Source organism: Nitratidesulfovibrio termitidis HI1 (assembly GCF_000504305.1).
Lineage (GTDB): Bacteria > Desulfobacterota > Desulfovibrionia > Desulfovibrionales > Desulfovibrionaceae > Cupidesulfovibrio > Cupidesulfovibrio termitidis.
In genome coordinates this window covers 1,951,992-1,971,628 of the sequence record NZ_KI632512.1, presented here as the reverse complement: position 1 = coordinate 1,971,628, position 19,637 = coordinate 1,951,992, and the positions used below count along the sequence as shown (strand labels likewise).

The 19,637-nt window shown below is 64.3% G+C and carries 8 protein-coding genes; 1 reads left to right on the top strand and 7 read right to left on the bottom strand.

Annotation, left to right across the window (positions count from 1 at the left end; genetic code table 11):
* Nucleotides 1-387: 387 nt before the first annotated feature.
* Nucleotides 388-9,333 (top strand): VCBS domain-containing protein, encoded by an 8,946-nt coding sequence (locus DESTE_RS08105; protein WP_035066751.1) that lies wholly within the window; start codon nucleotides 388-390, stop codon nucleotides 9,331-9,333.
* A 231-nt stretch (nucleotides 9,334-9,564) separates the two neighbouring features.
* Here DESTE_RS08105 and DESTE_RS08100 read toward each other — a convergent pair whose 3' ends face one another.
* The 7 genes from DESTE_RS08100 to DESTE_RS08075 form a co-directional block, all read right to left on the bottom strand.
* Nucleotides 9,565-9,873, bottom strand: coding sequence for an addiction module antidote protein (locus tag DESTE_RS08100; protein ID WP_035066749.1), 309 nt, complete (start codon nucleotides 9,871-9,873; stop codon nucleotides 9,565-9,567).
* Nucleotides 9,870-10,088, bottom strand: coding sequence for a type II toxin-antitoxin system RelE/ParE family toxin (locus DESTE_RS17610; protein WP_245590907.1), 219 nt, complete (start codon nucleotides 10,086-10,088; stop codon nucleotides 9,870-9,872). Before DESTE_RS17610 ends, DESTE_RS08100 begins: the two co-directional genes overlap by 4 nt.
* 223 nt (nucleotides 10,089-10,311) lie before the next feature.
* Complete coding sequence (locus tag DESTE_RS08095) at nucleotides 10,312-11,595, bottom strand: type II toxin-antitoxin system HipA family toxin (protein WP_051384382.1); 1,284 nt, start codon at nucleotides 11,593-11,595, stop codon at nucleotides 10,312-10,314.
* A complete protein-coding gene (locus DESTE_RS08090) occupies nucleotides 11,588-11,836 on the bottom strand; it encodes a helix-turn-helix domain-containing protein (RefSeq protein WP_035066748.1) in 249 nt (82 codons plus the stop codon). Before DESTE_RS08090 ends, DESTE_RS08095 begins: the two co-directional genes overlap by 8 nt.
* A gap of 320 nt (nucleotides 11,837-12,156) precedes the next feature.
* Nucleotides 12,157-13,410 carry a TolC family outer membrane protein gene (locus DESTE_RS08085; protein ID WP_245590778.1) on the bottom strand — a complete coding sequence of 418 codons (1,254 nt, stop codon included), beginning with the start codon at nucleotides 13,408-13,410 and terminating at the stop codon, nucleotides 12,157-12,159.
* A 930-nt stretch (nucleotides 13,411-14,340) separates the two neighbouring features.
* Complete coding sequence (locus tag DESTE_RS08080; RefSeq protein WP_035066743.1) at nucleotides 14,341-16,200, bottom strand: sigma-54-dependent transcriptional regulator; 1,860 nt, start codon at nucleotides 16,198-16,200, stop codon at nucleotides 14,341-14,343.
* On the bottom strand, nucleotides 16,200-19,325 hold the full coding sequence (locus DESTE_RS08075; RefSeq protein ID WP_051384381.1) for a response regulator: 3,126 nt from the start codon (nucleotides 19,323-19,325) through the stop codon (nucleotides 16,200-16,202). Before DESTE_RS08075 ends, DESTE_RS08080 begins: the two co-directional genes overlap by 1 nt.
* Nucleotides 19,326-19,637 lie beyond the last annotated feature (312 nt).

The window sequence follows — 19,637 nt, the reverse complement described above, 5'->3', positions numbered from 1 at the left end:
TCCGGGCGCTCCGGATGCCGTGATGGCCGAATGCTGTCGTAATACACCTGTAATACAGGACTAACAGGGTTGGCATCTCGGTTGCAATGCTAGCGTTAGTCGCACGCCCGAATCCGGCTTGTCCGGACAACACCCGCGATTCTGGCGCTGCCCTGAAGGAATGTAAAAACGCCTTGGTATTTCTTGAGAAAACAAGGCAACGGGCACGGCCCGGAACAAAATTTCGGATGGATTTGGGGATTCCGGAAAAGCCGGACGGATACGCGGCGGACCCGGACAACAGGCTGAACGCAGGCGGGGCGCGCCCGGAATCGGATTCCGATCGGCATTCCCGCACAACGCAAGGTCGGAGTCGCAGCGCGCCTTCGCCAACATGGGGAGATAGCCATGGTTACGCAGAACACCACCACCGCAGGCGCCGCATCGGCGGCCCGCCACATCCAGCTGACCGAGCCGCAGGCAAACCAGCAGATCGTCATCGACAACATCGCAGGTGCGGCGCTGGATATGGCCTTTCCGTCCGAGGCGGCACAACTGGAGCAGTCCGGCCAGGATCTCGTGTTCCTGTTCGAGAACGGCGGCCGCATCGTCCTTTCCAACTTCTTCGGCCTGTTCGAATCCAATCAGCTGCCCGCCTTCACACTTGAAGACGGCCAGTCGCTGCCGGGCGATGCGTTCCTCGCGGCCCTGCGCGAAGACCTGCTGCCCGCCGCCGGTCCCGGCGGGGGGGCGGGCGCTGCCGGTGGCGGCGTGGGCGACTACGCCGACGATCCGGGCAGCCTCATCGGCGGCGTGGACCGCCTGGACCCGCTGGGCACCACCACCTTCGGCGTGACCCCGCTGGCGACCATCGAAGATGACGCCACCCCGCTCATCGACACGATTCCCACCCTGGTCATGACCACCAGCGCACTCACCGTGTACGAATCGAACCTGGGCGACGGCAGTTCCACCTATCAGGGCACCACGGAAGGCCCCATCGGCGTTTCCGGGTCGTTCGCCATCACCGCGCCCGACGGCATCGGTTCGCTGACCGTGGGCAACAGCGTGTTCACGGCGGCGCAGCTTGCCGCCCTGGCAGGCGGCACCCCGCTTACCGTTGACCTTGGCGCGCAGGACGCCTACGCCGACATGGTGCTGACCGGTTTTGACGGCACCAACGTGTTCTTCACCTACACCCTGGTGGACGACAGCACCCATACCCTGCTGACCCCCAGTGCTGAAGACCGCATCGAAACCGTGGGCGTCACCATCACCGACACCGACGGCGACGTGGCCACCGGCATTCTTACCATCACCATCGCGGATGACGAGCCGTTCATCGGCAAGATCAACAACCCCAACCCCGAAGACGAAGTCACCCCCGACGACTACCCCGAACTCGGCACCGACGGCGTCGTCGAACACGTCTTCACCAACGGCGAGTTCAATCTGCACTTCGACCTGACCAACGGTGGCGTCTCCGAACTCGACAACGGCATCGTGGACCTGCGCGTGAACGGCGGCACCCCGTTCTTCCGTTCCGGCGCCGGCCTTGGCGTGACCTACGACGGCAATCAGGTGCCCGGTGATTCGCCCGACCGCGAAAACGAACTGGGCCACCGCGACGACAAATTGTTCCACGAGCAGGAAGGCGTGGTCTTCAAGCTGGACGGCGTGGCCGATTCGTTCCACATGGGAACCTCCGCATTCTACAGCGGCGAGGGCGGCTCCGGCGAGATCGGCAAGGTGCTGTTCTTCCTGGGCGACGAACTTGTCGATTCGCGGATGATCTTCGCCAACCAGCCCGGTGACAGCTACAACTTCTCCCACCTGAACAACGGCGGGCTGTTCGACCGCGTGGTCATCATCGGCCTTGACTACCAGCACATGCCCAGCTTTTACGGCAGCCACGGGCATGACACGCCCTCCGTCGGCGACAGCAGCGACTTCTACATCACCAACGTCGGCTTCCACCTGGTTTCTGAAGTGGGCGTGGCCCACGGCGACCTGGACTTCACCTACGGCGCGGACGACCGCGGGTCGTTCGACCTGAGCTTTGCCGGGGTGTCGGTGGTCGTTCCCGAGGGCGGATCGGAAGGCGGCGAACTGCAAGCGGCGGCAGCCGTGGAATCGCCGTCGGAAATCTGGACCACCGATGGCCACGTGGTGAACGTGGTCACCACTGCCGAAGGGCTGGTGGTGGGCTTCATCGGTGATGCGCCGGAAAGCCTCGAAGATTACGCGAACGCAACTTCCGCGCTGGCCCAGTCCAACGTGGCCTTCGTGCTCAGCGTGGATCCGGACACCGGTTACTGGACCTTCACCCAGAAGGCGCTGCTCGACCTGCCCGACGACAGTGGCGGCACCCTGCACTTCAACTACACCATCACCGACGGTGACGGCGACACGGCGTCCTCGTCGTTCAACGTGCAGATCATCGAGGCAGAACGCACCCCCGACATCGACATGCCTACCGAAGCGCATGTGGTGCACGAATCCGGGCTGTTCACGCCGTTCGCCGTGGGCACCGAGGCCGGGCACGAGGACGTGGTGGCCACCGGCACCTTCGTCATCGACATGCAGCACGAGGACTTCAGCGCCATCACCATGGCCGGAAAGCACTTCGACAACCTTGATGCGCTTCGCGACGGCGGCCTGCTGTTCATCGGCGAGAACGGGCTTGCGGTGGACAACCCGCTGCACGCCCATGCCGCGCTGGATGTAACCGGCTACACGTTCGATGCGACCACGGGCAAGTACACCGTGTCGTACACCTACGTGCTGTACGACAACGTCGACCACACCTTCCCCGACGGAACCGAAACCGGCGACGTGATTCCCGTCAGCGTCACCGACGCCTCCGGCGATTCCGCCTACGCCTCCCTGACCATCACCATCGTGGACGACCATCCCATCGCGCACGACAACGTCGCGTGGGTGACCGAAGATGGCGGACGCGACCACAACCCGTTCACCGATGACGAAGCCTCGGGCAACGTCATCACCGGCAACATCTTCTGGCTGCCGGAACTGGGTGACGACCAGCAGGGCGCGGACGGCGCCAAGGTGTCCAACATCAAGTTCGGCTTCCATTCCGAAGGCGTGGACGCCAACGGCGAACACATCAACGGGCTGTACGGCACCCTGTTCATCAAGGCCGACGGCAGCTACACCTACGAACTGAACAACGGCAACGACGCGGTGCAGCACCTCATTCCGGGTGAAACCCTGAAGGAAGTCTTCACCTACACCCTGAAGGACGGCGACGGCGATACCGACACCGCCAAGCTGACCATCACCATCAACGGCGCCAACGACCGGGTGGAAATCGGCTGCATCAACAGCCTGCACGTGAACGAAGACGACCTGCCGTGGGGCAGCGACGTCCACAAGGAATCGCTGACCGACTACGGCCAGTTCATCGTCACGGCCAATGACGGTCTGGACGTGGTGAAGATCAACGGTGAAAGCGTCGTGATCAACGGCCACATCCAGGCCGACCACACCATCGACACCCCGTACGGCAACCTGGTGGTGTACGACGTGGACTACCTGGGCGACGGCAAGTACCGCATCGAATACAAGTTCACCCTCGATGACAACGCCCACCACGCCAACGGCAACGGCGAGAACGACTTCCTGCTTTCGCTGGGCCTTGCGGTAAGCGACCGCAACGGCGACTGGGACACCGCGTCCATCAACGTGCACATCACCGACGACGTGCCCACGGCGTACGACAACTACGCCACGGTGACCGAAGACGGCGGACGCGACCACAACCCGTTCACCGACGACGAAGCCTCGGGCAACGTGATCACCGGCAACCTGTTCCATGTGCCCGAATTCGGTGACGACGTGCAGGGCGCGGACGGGGCCAAGGTGTCGAACATCCAGTTCGGCGCCCACAGCGAAGGTGTGGACAACAACGGTGAATTCATCAACGGGCTGTACGGCAAGCTGTTCATCAAGGCCGACGGCAGCTACACCTACGAACTGAACAACGGCAACGACGCGGTGCAGCACCTCATTCCGGGTGAAACCCTGAAGGAAGTCTTCACCTACACCCTGAAGGACGGCGACGGCGATACCGACACCGCCAAGCTGACCATCACCATCAACGGCGCCAACGACAAGGTGGAAATCGGCTGCATCAACAGCCTGCACGTGAACGAAGACGACCTGCCGTTCGGTAGCGACTTCTTCAAGGAATCGTTGACCGATTCCAGTTCGTTCATCGTGACCGCCAACGATGGCCTGAACATCGTGCAGATCGGCGGCGAGAACGTGATCGTGAACGGGGTGCTGCAGGCCGACCACACCATCGACACCCCCTATGGCAACCTGGTGGTTACCGGTGTGCAGAACCTGGGCGACGGGCAGTACAAGATATCCTACTCGTTCACCCTGGACGACAATGCTCCGCACGCCAACGGCAACGGCGAGAATGACTACCTGCTCTCGCTGGGGCTGAAGGTCATCGACCGTAAAGGCGACTACGACACCGACACCCTCAAGGTGCACATCACCGACGACGTGCCCACGGCGCATGACAACTACGCCACGGTGACCGAAGACGGCGGGCACGACCACAACCCGTTCACCGACGACGATGCCTCGGGCAACGTGATCACCGGCAACATCTTCTGGCTGAACGAACCCGGCGACGACGTGCAGGGCGCGGACGGCGCCAAGGTGTCGCTGATCAAGTTCGGCGGCCACAGCGAAGGCGTGGACAACAACGGCGAAGCCATCAACGGCCTGTACGGCACCCTGTTCATCAAGGCCGACGGCAGCTACACCTACACGCTGAACAACTCCAATGCTGCGGTGCAGCACCTCATTCCGGGTGAGCACCTGCAGGAAGTCTTCACCTACACCCTGAAGGACGGCGACGGCGATACCGACACGGCCAAGCTGACCATCACCATCGACGGCGCCAACGACAAGGTGGAAATCGGCTGCATCAACAGCCTGCACGTGAACGAAGACGACCTGCCGTGGGGCAGCGACATCCACAAGGAATCGCTGACCGATTCCAGTTCGTTCATCGTGAACGCCAACGACGGGCTCGACACCCTGAAGATCACCCTGAACGGCGTGACCGAGACGGTGTTCGACCATGGCGTGCTGAAGACCGACCACACGTTCGATTCGCCGTACGGCAACCTGGTGATCACCGGGGTGCAGGATATCGGCAACGGCAACTACAAGGTTTCGTACAAGTTCACCCTGGATGACAACGCGCCGCATGCCCCGATTCAGGGCGAGAACGACTACCAGCTCTCGTTCGACGTGAAGGCCATTGACCGCAACGGTGACGACGACTCGGGCACCATCAAGGTGCACATCACCGACGACGTTCCCACGGCGCATGACAACTACGCCACGGTGACCGAAGACGGCGGGCGCGACCACAACCCGTTCACCGACGACGAAGCCTCCGGCAACGTGATCACCGGCAACCTGTTCCATACGCCCGAATTCGGCGACGACGTGCAGGGCGCGGATGGGGCCAAGGTGTCCGACATCAAGTTCGGCTTCCATTCCGAAGGCGTGGGCAACCACGGCGAACACATCAACGGGCTGTACGGCACGCTGTTCATCAAGCCGGACGGCAGCTACACCTACGAACTGAACAACCACAACGACAAGGTGCAGCACCTGATTCCGGGCGAGCACCTGCAGGAAGTGTTCACCTACACCCTGAAGGACGGCGACGGCGACACCGATACGGCCAATCTGACCATCACCATCAACGGCGCCGACGACAAGGTGGACATCGGCTGCATCAACAGCCTGCATGTGAACGAGGATGACCTGCCTCTGGGCAGCGACATCCACAAGGAATCGCTGACCGATACCGACTCGTTCATCGTGTCGGCCAACGACGGGCTGGGCCTGCTGAAGCTGAGCTTTGGCGGGGCCACGGAAACCGTGTACGAGAACGGCGCACTGAAGGTCGACCACACTCTGGATACGCCGCTGGGCGGCATGACCATCACCCATGTGGAAGACCTGGGCCACGGGCGTTACGAGGTGTTCTACTCCTTCACCCTTGCGGACAACGCCAGCCATTATCCGGGCTTTGGCGAGAACGACAAGAACCTCCCCTTCGGCGTGGAAGTCGTTGACCGCAACGGCAGCTCCGACAGCGGCACCATCAATGTGCACATCACCGACGACGTGCCCACGGCCAATCCCAATACGGCCGAGGTGTACGAAGACGGTACCTTGACGGCCATCGGCAACCTGATCACCGACGCTCCGGCCGACGTGGAAGGCGCAGACGCGCCGCTCAAGGTGATCGGCATCAAGGTGGGCACCGGCATCGGCAGCTACGTGGAAGTGGACGCCGACGGCACGGACATCGAAACCGAGTATGGCACGCTGCACGTGGAGCAGAACGGCCACTACACCTACACGCTGAACAACAACGCCTCCGGTCTGGACGGCCTGGATGAAGGCAGTATCCTTCCGGAAACCTTCAAGTACATGGTCGTTGATACCGACGGCGACATCAGCAAGTCGACCCTGACGGTGGACGTGCATGGCGCTAACGAGGCGCAGGACCTGTTCATCACCGGGCTTGAGGGCACGGAGATCAATGTGAACGAATCCGGCTTGTCGCCGGACGGTTCGGGTACCCCGCCCACGGACATCTACGACCATAATTCCTTCACCGTCACCGCCACCGACGGGTTGGACAGCCTGTCCATCGACAGCACTCCGGTGGTGCAGGGCGGCGTGCTGCCCGGTGCGCCGATTACGATCGGAACCCCCAACGGCGACCTTGTGGTTGAAGGCGTGACCAACAACGGTGATGGCACCTACACGGTGAATTACCACTTCACCCTGGATACCGCCGCCAATCATGCGTTGCCTAACGGCGGCTCGTTGTCCTTTACCGTAACCGCCAACGATACCGACCCGCATACGGATGCGGCCACCGGCACCGTGAACATCAACATCGTCGACGATCATCCGACGGCGGTGGACGACGTGGCCAGCTACCCGAAGGGCATCACCACCAACGTGGTTATCGTGCTCGACTCTTCGGGCAGCATGGATGATAACCCGGACGGCCCTGGTGGGTACGCAACCCGGTTCGACCTTGCCAAGGCAGCCATAGCCGCGCTGCTTGAAAAGTACGACGACGTGGGCCAGGTGAACGTGCGCATCATCGACTTCGACGATGACACCCGCACCAGTTCCTGGTTCACCGGCGACGGCTCGACGGTGCAGGCCATGTCCTGGGTCAATACCTCGGCCAACAGCTCCATTGGCGGCGGCACCTACTACGACGACGCCATCGACGCGGCCAAGGCGGTGCTGGCGGGCGGTCTGCCATCCGCGGACAAGTCCGTGGTCTACTTCCTGTCCGACGGTGACCCGAACAGCGGGCACGGGCTGAGCACTTCCGACGAGCCGGCGTGGATCAACGCTCTGACCGCCGCAGGTGTCGACACCGTGTACGCCTTTGGCATGGGCGAAGCGGTCAGCGCTACGCAGCTCGACCGGGTTGCCTGGGACGCACACGGGGCGGATACCTCCGAGGTCATTTCCAACCTGACCCAGTTGCCGGACGTGTTGCTTGGCACCGTTTCGACGGAAGGCAACCTGTTCGCCAACGACACGGCCGGGGCCGACGGCGGCATGCATGTGGACCACGTGACGCTGATGGTCGACGGTGTGCTGAAGACCTACACCTTCGACGTGGACGCCCAGGCTAACGCGGCCCACAAGGTCGCCATCGACCTTGGCGAGAACAAGGGCATCCTGACCCTGGACTTCGACGACGGCAGCTACGAGTTCGTCCCCGGCTCCAAGGCCACCGGCGAAGAGATCCTTACCTACACGGTGGAAGACGCGGACGGCACGCAGTCCACAGCGACCCTGTTGCTGCGGTTGCCCATGCTGGATGCCCATGACAACCACGCGATCACCGGCAATCCGACGTTCCAGACGGTGAGTACGGATGATTTTACGGAAACCGTGACGCACAATTGGCTCGGATATACTTGGACCACGGAAGAGCCCGGTTATGATGGTTGGAGCAATACTGGCGGGGCAACGCTCTCGTCCGAGAGCGATACAAGGCTTCTGCTGAACCTTAACACCGACAGCGGTGCGATTGTCAGCAGCAAGACCTTCACTAACGTCTCTGCGGGCGATACGCTGGAATTCGACTGGCGGACCGTGGTCACCGGTCGGACCGGTGTTTCGGACAATCATGACCCCGACAAGTTCGTTGTGGTCATCGACGGCGTTGAACAGCCCGCGGTCTACGCCGTGAGCGCCGGTTCCACGGGTTCTTCCGGCACCTTCACCTATACCTTCCTGACGGGCGGTCCGCACACCGTCCAGATCAAGGCGGTTGACGGTGTCGGCGGCAATGGTACCTACGCGTCCGGAAACCGGAACAACGGCCTGCAGGTCTACATCGACGACGTGACCATCATGCACGCGGCGGCGGCGATCATCAGCGGCGACGTGATCCACGATCACGTCGGGACCGATGTGGCTGATCAACTCGTGGGCATGGTTGCCCACGTGACCGAGGTCAACGGACACGAGGTAACCGCCACAGGTCTGTCCTTGGATACGACGTACGGTCATCTGGATATCCACCAGGACGGCACCTATACCTACACTGCGAAGGTGGGCATGGAAGGCCATGACGACACCTTTGTGTACAAGCTGTCCACCACCGAAGGTGGCGGTCAGGAAGACTACGCGACCCTCAACGTGCATCTGGGTGACAGATCCACGCACGTGTCGGTGTCGGACATCACGCATACCCTGAACTCTGATGACAACCACTTCTACCAGGGTGGCACTGGTGGTGACACCATCCACGGAACCGACGGTAACGATGTGATCTTCGGCCATGACGGCGTTGATTACCTCTACGGCGGCGAAGGGGACGACTACCTGCACGGCGGGGCTGGCGATGACCATCTGTTCGGTGACGGCGGCAACGACATCCTCGTCGGTGGACAGGGCGGCGATACCCTGACCGGCGGCACCGGGGCCGACACCTTCATGTGGAGTGCGGAAGACTTCACTGCGGGCGCCAAGGACGTGGTGACCGACTTCCACATGAACACCGAGCACGACGTGCTGAAGTTCAGCGACGTGCTGATCGGCACCAACCCCGACGTGGTGGCTGGCGGCAACTCGGTTCTGGCCGGTACCGACAGCAACGACGTGGTGATCACCCTGCACCATGGCGCCCAGTCCCAGTATGTGGTGCTTCAGGATGCCCTGTCGGGCGCCCCGGATACCTCGGCGGCCCTGCAAGCCATCGAGCAGCACATCCTGAACCACAAGATCATCACCGAAAACAGCTAACCGGCGCGCCGCCCCCGGCGGCACACCATGAACAAACGGACGCCCCGGCCTTGGCCGGGGCGTCTTGCGTGGTATGGAGTGTGGTGTGGGGTAGTATCCAGAGGTAGTGTCCAGAATTTTGCGCACTTTCAGTAGCTGCAGGGATGGCGGTCGTAGAGCGGCAAGCCCCGCTGAATCCCATGATGAAGTGTTTCGGACATCAAAAAGCCCCATTCCAGGGGCTTTTTGATGTCACGCAAGGTGCGTTGTTTCTCCGCTCTGGCGTATGCCAAGCGGCACCCCCAAGGCGTTTGTTATCTTGAGAATCGTTTCGAAACGCGGTTTGGTCCCGGGAGAAAAGGTCTTGTAAAGGCTTTCCCGGCTCAGTCCGGTTTCCTTGGCCAACTGGGCGACCCCCCGTGCTTTCGCCACCTCTCCGAGGGCTGCAAGAAACACGTCCGGGTTCGGATCCTCCAGACACGCAGCGAGGTATTCGGCAATCATTTCCTCGCTGTCCAGGTACCTTGCCGTTTCATATTCACGGATAGCAACGTTGCTCATTGCCGTTCCTCCCTTATCGTTCGCCATAGCTCCTTTGCCTTGGAGATATCCTTTTTCTGAGAAGATTTATCCCCGCCAACCACAAGCAGATACACATGCAAACCCTCTTGGGCGTAATACAGGCGATAGCCGGGGCCGAAATCGATCCTCATTTCGCAAATGCCATCATCCAGACCCTTACAGTCGCCGAAGTTGCCAGCCTTGGCCGAATCAATGCGGGCCGCGATTCTGGCTCTGCCCCGCGTATCCCGGAGTTTCTCAAGTCAACGTGAAAACTGGCTGGTTTCGTGGAAGATGTTTTTCTTCTGAATGACCTGATTGTAGCTTGCAGGATACAAACGTCAAGAGGGAATATCGCGCTGTCCGGTCACTGTCGCAAGCGGCCGCAGTCATGCCCCGTACCTTTCCGCCGCGGTGCCGGAAAGGCTGCCGTCGTGTTCAGGCAGACGGGGCGGCGGCATTCTGGCCGGGACGCGGCGTCAACGCCTGCAATCCCGCCTCCCATGCCGCGCGCATGGCGCGCCCCACATGCCGGAACGCCGGTTCATCCCGTATCCAGGCGTTCAGGTCTTCCATGGTCCGGGAAACCCCGTGCTCGACATCCTCAAGGCAACCGGCCACCTCGCGTGCATTCAGCCCGCACGCCGTGCGCCCGAACTCCTCCAGGGTCTTTCTGTCCGGCCAGCGCTTGGTGCCCTTCATGGCCAGCGCCATGGCGTCCTGCGGGAGATAGGGCGTGGTGGTGACAAGGTCGAAAGCCGGAGCCATGGTCCCCTGGCGGGTGGCCGGTGAGTCATAGACGATGCCGAAGTTCTTCAGGTGGGCATCGCCGTTCCGGATGACCACGGAGAGCGCCACCGTCCTGAAGAATTGTGCCAGGGCCGCCGGGCGGGCGCTTGCCACCACGAACGTGCGTAACGCCCTGGCCGCCTGCTCGTACGAGCCCGTGTACTTTTGCCGGGCCGACTTGTTGAGCAGGACGCAGCAATCCTCGAACCCCATGAAACTGCCGTCAGGGTTGCGGTCGAACCGGCTGACCACGAGGAAGCGGCGGTCATCGGACATCTCGGTGCGGGCCACCGGCAGACCGGCACGGGCAGCCGCCAGCATGCACAGGGTTTCGTTAAGCGCAAGCTCGGGGAACTCCCCCGGCTGCCAGGTCTTCACGATGTGGGTGGGCATCCGCACGGTCAGCCGGGCCGGTTCGGCCTCCGCGCGGTCCGCCTCCGCCGCCCGGACCATGACCTTCGGCTGCGCGCCGGAGAGCCCGGAGTGAATGGCGTACATGCGCATCAGGTCTTCGAAGAGATTCTCCGTGCCCTTGGCACACAGGATGTCGCCAAGACTGATGGCGGGCATGTCGTCCCCCTGCCCTGGCTGTCCTGGTTGTTCCGGCTGTCCCGGCAACGGCTCGCCCGGCGTGGTGTAGCGCAGGCGGCCGATCTGGGAACGCCCGGTGATCCGCAGCAGTTCCAGGTCGTCGTACCGGGGCAGGGTCTTCGCGACCACGGTATCGAACCACAGGCGCAGCGCTCCCTCGGGCAGGTTCTGCTCGAAAATGGGGTGCAGCCCGTGGTGCAGCCAGCTTTCCGGCCGGGGCGGCATCATGACCGACACGGCTGTGCCGGGCTGGGTTCCCGGCCGGTAGGTGAAGGAGCACTCCCACTGTCCATGGCGGTTCAGTATGCCGCTCGGGGTGTTTCCGGCCCAGACGTCAAGCATGGTCGTCCTCCAGGGTTTCGCCAAGGACCGGCAGACGCCCGACCGGGCGGACATGCAGTTCGAAATCCATGGCCTCCAGGACGCGGATCAGCTTCCTGAACCCGAGGTCGTGGATGGTTCCCTTTTCGAGCCAGATCAGGGTCTCGCGGGACAGCCCCGCAGCCTGCGCGAGGGCTGCCTGGGTGACTCGCCGCTCCTTCCGGGCGTTCCTGATGGCCATGCCGATCTCGAAGGCATCCATGTGTGCTCCAAGAAAAGTGATGTATTTTCGACTTAAATAGTTTTTTATGCCAAAAAGTCAAGTATTGATCACTTTTTGAAGGCGCGCACAAGGCGCTTCATGCTGCATGCGGGCCTTGCATATGGACCAGTCAGGAGTGTGGCTGCAGTACGCGGTTCGCCGTCCGCAGGGGAGCGACACCCGGTCCGCTCCCAGCCTGCGTGAAGCCAACCCCCGTCCGGACGTGGCGGTCCCGTTCCCTGCTCCCGCCTTTGCCCACGCAAAAAGGGGCCGGTCCTTCGGACCGACCCCTTCGGGTATGCCGTTCTCTGCGGGAGCGGCTATTGCTCGGTGTTCTTGCGCAGGGCGTCGCGGTCGATGCCCAGGCTGTCCAGCAGCTTGCCGCCAAGGGCCAGCAGGCGGTACTGGGCGCCCGCATCGTTCAGGCGCGAGGTCACTTCCTGAATGGACGAGCTGTACAGTTCGTTTTCGGCATCCAGCACGTCCAGCAGGCTGCGCTGGCCCACCAGGAACTGCTGCATGTACGCGTCGCGAGTCTGCACGTTGTAGTCGATGGCAGACAGGAAGTAGCGCTGCTGTTCACGGGCGGACAGCATCTGGCTCCAGGTGGCGCGGGTTTCGCGGCCCAGTTCGTCGATCTGGTTCTGCAGTTCCTGGCGGCTCTGGCGCGAACGGGCGGAGGCGCCCTTCACCGCGGCCACGTCGGCGCCGCCGTTGAACAGGTTCCAGCTCATGCGCAGCATGGCGGCGGTGCCCCATTCGTGGTCACGGCTGCTTTCCACCTGATCCTTGTAGGTGGGGCCCACTTCCGCGTAGATCACGGGGTGGTAGCCGGACTTGGCGAGGTCGATTTCCGCTTCCGAGGTGCGCACGTCGGAGATCAGCGCCAGCACCTTGGGGTTGGTGGACTGGCTGTCGGCCAGGGCGGCGTCGGCGCTGGGCGGGGTGTCCGTGGGCGCTTCCGCCGGGCCCAGCGTTTCGGGCACAACCTTGCCGGTCAGACGCAGGTAGGCGGCCTCGGCCACCTGCAGCGCGCTGCGGGCTTCAGTCAGGGTGGACTGGGCGCGGGCCAGGCGGCCCTGGGTCTGGGTAACGTCGGAAACGCTGGCCGCGCCCATGCGCGAACGTTCTTCCTGCGAACCCAGGATGGATTCGTGCTGCTGCACGTTGAGTTCGGACAGGCGGACGATTTCGCGCTGGCGCAACACTTCGATGTGCGCAAGCACGGCGTCCAGGCCAAGGGCTTCGGCGTTGTCGATGAGGCGGTTGTCCACCGAACCCAGCTTGTTCTTGTTGATATCCACGCGGCTGGCGGTGGCAAGGCCGTCCCAGATGGTCTGGCTGAGGGTCACCGAACCTTCGCTGCGGTCGTACCAGTCGTTTTCGTTGCCGGTGGCGCGGGTGGAGCGGTCGTTGTACTGTTCCACGCCCACGCCGCCGCGCACGTCAAGGCGCGGGAACCAGCCGGCACGCGCGCGGTCAACGTCGTGTTCGGCGGCCTGGCGGTTTTCCTGGAAGGCCTTGAGGCGGGGATGCGTTTCAAGGGTGTTGACGACCGAATCTTTCAGCGTCATCTCCTGCGCTTGCGCCGACCCCCCGATCGCAAGCCCCAGTACGACGGCCAGCGCGCAGAATGCAAGCCAGCGCCGTTTTTGCGATTTCCTTTCCTTCATGACAGTCCTCCTCTTTGGCCCCCCACCGTAGACGCGGATCGGAGAGCGCGTAGTGATTCCAAAACATGACGCGGGATACCCCGCACCCTCTGCTTTTGCGGTAATACTATTCATGACACTACATTGTTTTGGCAGTCATGCGCAATAGGGTTAGTTGCAAAGCATGCAGGTTTTTGGGGGAAATCTTGCCGGTTCACCGGGCGGGATTACACCCGGACGGCGCCTGACCGGTCAGGCCGGGGGGCACGGGAGGCGAAGGCAGGCAGGAGTGTGCGCCGGGAGAAGAACCGGAGCGCGAAAGCTTTCTGGCGCATGGCGGAAGGAAACGTATGATGCCATGCGGAATGAGGGGACGGAGTGCGCATTGTTGCTGTATGCATTTTGTGCAATGCATGGAATGGGGGCGCTGATGGTGGTTTTTCGATATTTTCGCATATGAAGTCATGCCACGCGGAAAATGCAAAAATAATGGATGGCTGTCGTCGATGGTCGTAACGTAACATCGTCACGGGTTCCCCCCACTCGTGGCAGGCTCCGTATTGCCCCCTTTCCGGTTGCCCGCTCCGCGCCGGAAAGGGGGCTTGTCGTCATCAGGAACGGGGGAACGGCGGAACGGGGCGGGAAGAAATGCGAAAAGCCGCGCCGCATGCCCCAATGGCGGATGCGGCGCGGCAATTATTCGGCATGGCATGGGCTGGCTGGGCGAGCGCTGCCTGTCGGCCCGCTCCACACACGGCCCCCCACGGTCCCCCCCCCCACGGCCCCCCACGGTCCCCCACGGTCCGCCGCCCCGTCCACCAGTCTGTTCGGGTACCAGCAGGGCTTGCGCGGTCAGTCGGTTTTTCCGATGTCGTGTTTTTTGAGCAGTTCGTAGAAGTGCCCGCGCGAAACGTCGGCCAGCCGCGCCGCCTCGCGGATGTCCCCGCGACAGTGGGTCAGCAGGCGGGTCACGTAGGCGCGTTCCGCGTCGGCCTTGTGGGCGCGCAGGGTGGGCGGGGTGGCGCCCGGCGCAAATCCACGCTGGTCGATGGTCGCCTGCCCGCGCATTGCTGCTCCGGTCATTCCCGGCAGGGTGGCGGCAGGGGCTTCGGGCCATTCCGGGGCGGGGCCTGCCCCGTTGGCGCGTGGTGGCCACGCGGGCACGGCATCGGGCGGCCTGCCCGTCATGGACGCCGCCCCCTGCTCCGCCGTGGCTGGTGCACGGTGCAGCGCCGCTGACCCCGCCCCCGCCAATCCGGGCAGTCCGGGCAGTCCGGGCAATCCGGGCAGTCCGGGCCAGCCAGCCTGCCCGTACATGGCGGACATGGCGTGACTGGCTGCCAGCCCTGCCGGGCCCGTCTGGCCAGTATGCCCCGCCGCATGCTCGTCCATCCTGTCGCGGGCCACACGCACCCGGATTTCCGTGGGCAGTTGCCGTGCGTACAGGGTGGTTTCGTCGCGGGCGGCGGCGCAGGCGCGCTCCACCGCGTGCACCAGTTCGCGCACGTTGCCCGGCCACGGGTAGCAGGACACGGTTTCCAGAAAATCCTCGGCCGGAAACTTGGGGGGCAGGTCGTGCCGCTGGCAGAACCGGTCCACCGCCCAGGCGCACAGTTCCGGCAGGTCCTCCGTGCGTTCGCGCAGCGGGGGCAGGGTGATGGTCAGGCCGCGCAGCCGGTACAGCAGGTCGCTGCGGAACATGTCCAGCCGCACCATTTCGTGCAGGTCCTTGTTGGTGGCCGCCACCAGGCGGAAGTCGCTTTCCACCTCCCTGCTGGCGCCCACCGGGCGAAACCGCCGCAGTTCCAGCGCCCGCAGAAAGGCCCCCTGGATGGACAGGGGCAGGTCGCCGATTTCATCCAGAAACAGCGTGCCTCCGTGGGCCAGGCGCAGCAGGCCTTCACGGCTGCGGTCCGCGCCGGTGAAGGCCCCGCGCACGTGACCGAAGAGCTGGCTTTCCACCAGGTTTTCGGTCAGCGATGCACAGTCCAGGGTGACGAACGGACCTGCCGCCCGGGCGCTGTTGCGGTGTACGGCGCGGGCGAACAGTTCCTTGCCGGTGCCGGTTTCGCCCAGCACCAGCACGTTGACGGAACTGGCGGCCGCCTCGGCCATCAGTTCCAGTGCGGCATCGAGGGCCGGGCTGTCGCCCACGATGCCCTCGCGCGACAACGGTGCAGGGGGCGCAACGGAAGACGGCACGGCATTGGCGGGCGTTCCCGGCCCGTTGTCGGCCAGGCCCGCCTGAGCCGCCCGACCCGTATGACCCGCCCGACCCGTATGACCCGCCTGACCCGTCTGGCTGGCCTGCACCGTGCCGTTGCCGCCAATCCCCCGCCGTGCCCTGCCGCCCCGATACGCCAGCACGCGGGACAGCGAAAGGGTGATGTCCTGCACGCGCAGGGGTTTTTGCAGGTATTCCCACACCCCGTGGCGCAGGGCGGTTTCCGCGCCGTCCGCGTCGCCGAAGCCGGTGACCACGATGATTTCCGGGGCGCACGGCAGGCGGCTGAAGGTGGTCACGTGGGCCAGGCCGTTGCCGTCGGGCAGCAGCACGTCCAGATAGACCACGTCGGGCGCGCCGGTGGCGGCAAGGCGCAGCCCCTCGTCCAGGGTGGCGGCGGCGAGGGCCTCGTGCCCCATGCCCACGGCCACCTCGGCCAGCATGGTACGGACCATGGCTTCGTCGTCCACCACGAGTATGCGGGCCATCAGCGATGCGTCTCCTTCACCGGGGCGGCGTCCGGCGTTGCGGTATCGGTTGCGCCCTTTGCGCCCTTTGCGCCAGCTCTGTCAGTCGCGTCCGTTGCATCGGGCCCGCCATCCGGGTCGGTGATCGCGCGTACGCGTGTCACACCTGCTTCGAGCAGCGGCAACAGACGGTGCAACATGTCCGCCAGATCGGGCAGATCGGGCAGATCGGGCAGGTCCGCCAGATCGGGCAGGTCCGTTAGATTGGGCAGGTCGTCCGGCGAGGCGCCAGGCACGGGGCGTCCCGCCGCCTGCTCCATGGCGTCGCACAGGTCATGCAGGGCTGAAAGGCGCAGCATGCCCGCCGAGTTGCGCAGGGCGTGCGCCTCGCGCAGGGCGTCCTGGCGTCGGCCTTCGCGCACGGCGTTGGTCAGTGCGGCGCGCCGGGTGTCCACCTCGTCCAGAAAGGCCCGGCACAGCTTCACGAACAGGGGGCGGTTGCCGCCCAGGGCGTCCAGCGCGGCAGCCTCGTCCATTATGTCCGGTACGTCCGGGGTTCCTGATACGTCCGGCGCAGCGGGAGTGTCGGAAAGGGCGGGCGTAACGGGTGCGGTGGCTGTGCCCACCCCTGCCTGACCGTCGGATTTCGCGGTGGCCGCTTCGGCGGGCTGTGCCCCCGCGCGGGAAGGAACCGTACCTTCTCCGGCGTGCCAACGGTGCAGGCCATCGGCGTAATCGCCGGTACCGGGGCATTCCAGCGGGGTGCCCCCGGTTGCGGCATCGGCCACGGCGGCCAGCAACATGACGGCGGTCAGCGGTTTGCACACGCAGCCGGTCATGCCCGCGGCAAGCAGGGCGGCACTTTCGTGGCCCATGGCCGACGCGGTGACGGCCAGCACCGGCATGTCGGGGGCAACCCCCGGCACTTGCCCGGCGCGCAGGCGGTGCATCACTTCGATGCCGCTGCAGCCGGGCATGCGCACGTCCAGCAGGGCCAGGTCGGGCCGCAGTTCCTCCAGCAGTTGCAGGGCCTGCAGGCCGTCCGTAGCCACGGCCACCTGATGTCCGGCGCCGCGCAGCACGTCCTGCATGAACAGCCGGTTCACCGGGTTGTCGTCGGCCACCAGCAGCCGCAGTGGGGCAACGGCGCCGCTTGCCGGTCCGGCTTCCGGGGCGCGACCGGTTTCTTCCACCATCGGCGGGACCGGGTGGGCGGTGCGGGTTTCAGAGGCACCCACCCATGCGGCCAGCCCCATGTCGGGTGCGCTGGCCGCGTCAACGGGCACATCACCGTCCAAGGGCGACCCCGTCACGGTGAACCGGGTGGTGAACCAGAATTCGCTGCCCGCGCCCGGCGTGCTGGCAACGCCGATGTCGCCGCCCAGCATGCGGGCAATCTCGCGCGAGATGGCAAGGCCAAGGCCCGTGCCGCCAAGGCACAGCGAACTGGCCGCCTCGCCCTGTACGAAGCTTTCGAAGATGGTTTCCTGCTGTTCCGCAGGAATGCCCACGCCCGTGTCCACTACGGCAAAACGCAACAGCACCTCACGCGGGGCGGACCCCGCTCCGGTCGTCGGCGCAATCCCTGCCGTTATTCCTGCCGCAATCCCCGTCGCCATTCCGGTTCCGGTCACGGGGGGACGGCTGGGCACAGGTTCCGGCACCATGTTCACCACCACGGCAATGCCCCCCTGGCGGGTGAATTTCACCGCATTACCGATGAGGTTGCCGAGGGCCTGGCGCAGCCGGAAGTCGTCGCCCACCAACGCTTCGGGCACGTTCTCCGCCACGTGGAGCGACAGCGAAAGTCCCTTGCGTTCGCCCGCGAAGCGGAACAACCCCAGGCATGCCTCCAGCGCGGGGCGCAGCCGGAAGGTACGCGGCGCAAGACGCATCCGGCCTGACTCCAGGCACGAAAAGTCCGTGATGTCGTTGACGATTTCCAGAAGGTTCGTGGCGGCGCACCGCAACTGGCCCAGGTATTCGTTGTAGCGGGCCCCGGGTTCCGCGGAGGGCGCATCGGCGCCGCCTGGTCCGCCAAGCCCGCCAAACTCGTTTGTCCCTCCCGGTCCGTCCGGGTTGCATGGTCCAATCGGTACATCTGGACCGACAGGCCTGCCGGACTGGCGGGATGGTTCCGACAGGTCTTGCGGACCCGGCTGGAAGCCGGACAGCAACTCAGCCATGCCGATGATGCCGGTGAGCGGGGTGCGCATGTCGTGGCTCATGTTGGCCAGAAAGGCGCTTTTCATGCGGTTGGCCGCCTCGGCCAGGGCCTTTTTGCGGCTGATCTGCAACGATGCCCCGCCAATGCCCAACAGCCCTACCAGCCCGATGATGGCGTAGGCCAGCCCCATCTGGTCCAGGCGCTGGCGTTCCAGAGCCAGCAGCGGGGCCGCCGCGATGGATACGCTGATGCCGCCGCGCAGGCCGCCCACGGTGTCGTCGGCGGTGCGGTGGCAGGTCAGGCAGGTCTGGTCGGCAACGAGTGGGGCCATGTAGCGAAAGCTGGGGCCATGGGCGCCGCCAGTGGTGTCAATGGACGCGCCCTGTTCCGCCGTGTGGGGATGCTCGGCGGCCAGCGTGAAGGTTTCCCGCTCGCCCTTGCCAAAGGCTTGCAACGACACGGTTTCCCACGGGTCGGCCTCGTTTTCCGGTCGCAGGGGGTGCAGGCCGGTGATGCGGAAGCTGACCCCCTGGCTGGTGGTGAGAAATTCCGAGATCTGGCGGGTCATGTAGGCCGGGTTCATGCGGGTGAGCATGGTGCCGTCGGCGGCCAGCAGGGTGCGTTGGTCGGGCGGCAGCCACGGGTTGGGCTGCCCCAGTTCGCTGGTCTGGACGAACACCCCGCCGTGGGCCGCGTTCCAGGCTCTGGTCGAAACGATCTGCGAAAAGAACGCCCGTGCCTGCAACAGCGCCAGTTCACGTACGTGGGCCGCCTCGTTGCGGGCATTCCACTGATACAGGGCCAGCAGCAGCACCACCCACAGGGTCACCAGTGCTGCGGGCACGATGAGGGTCTGAATGTTCCAGAACAAGGCCGCGCGGGTATGGGGCAGTCTGGTCTGCGGACTTCCTGCCGCCGGGTCCGTGGCGGCCGCGTTGCCATCGGGTTGCGTTTGCTGCTGCATTTGGGGCTGTGTCATGGGGTCCCCTGTGCGGAGTCGGGAAAGTCTGAAAAAGCTGACTTCGTCAGATTTATCTGCCAATTTGTCATGTAAATATGACAAGCGCAAGCCCTGCCATACCTTCCTCATTAGTGGCCGTAATGGCAATCCGGCGAAATTATTTTTGAACGAAGGAATGTGCCGGATTTCACGCAACGGCACGGGTCTTGAAGACTGTCCGTCACCAAGTGCCGTGCGCACCCGTCGGGCTGATCGGGCGCGGGCACGGATGCACCCGGAGGCGCGACCACCCCGCCGCACGCGGGCAGGGCGGGCGCCCCTCCACAGCAA

What these genes read in the sequence shown, in the direction of transcription:
- DESTE_RS08105 (WP_035066751.1), top strand. Translation starts at nt 388, where the DNA reads ATGGTTACGCAGAACACCACCACCGCAGGCGCCGCATCGGCGGCCCGC.
- DESTE_RS08100 (WP_035066749.1), bottom strand. Translation starts at nt 9,873, where the DNA reads ATGAGCAACGTTGCTATCCGTGAATATGAAACGGCAAGGTACCTGGAC.
- DESTE_RS08095 (WP_051384382.1), bottom strand. Translation starts at nt 11,595, where the DNA reads ATGCTTGACGTCTGGGCCGGAAACACCCCGAGCGGCATACTGAACCGC.
- DESTE_RS08090 (WP_035066748.1), bottom strand. Translation starts at nt 11,836, where the DNA reads ATGGATGCCTTCGAGATCGGCATGGCCATCAGGAACGCCCGGAAGGAG.
- DESTE_RS08085 (WP_245590778.1), bottom strand. Translation starts at nt 13,410, where the DNA reads ATGACGCTGAAAGATTCGGTCGTCAACACCCTTGAAACGCATCCCCGC.
- DESTE_RS08080 (WP_035066743.1), bottom strand. Translation starts at nt 16,200, where the DNA reads ATGGCCCGCATACTCGTGGTGGACGACGAAGCCATGGTCCGTACCATG.
- DESTE_RS08075 (WP_051384381.1), bottom strand. Translation starts at nt 19,325, where the DNA reads ATGACACAGCCCCAAATGCAGCAGCAAACGCAACCCGATGGCAACGCG.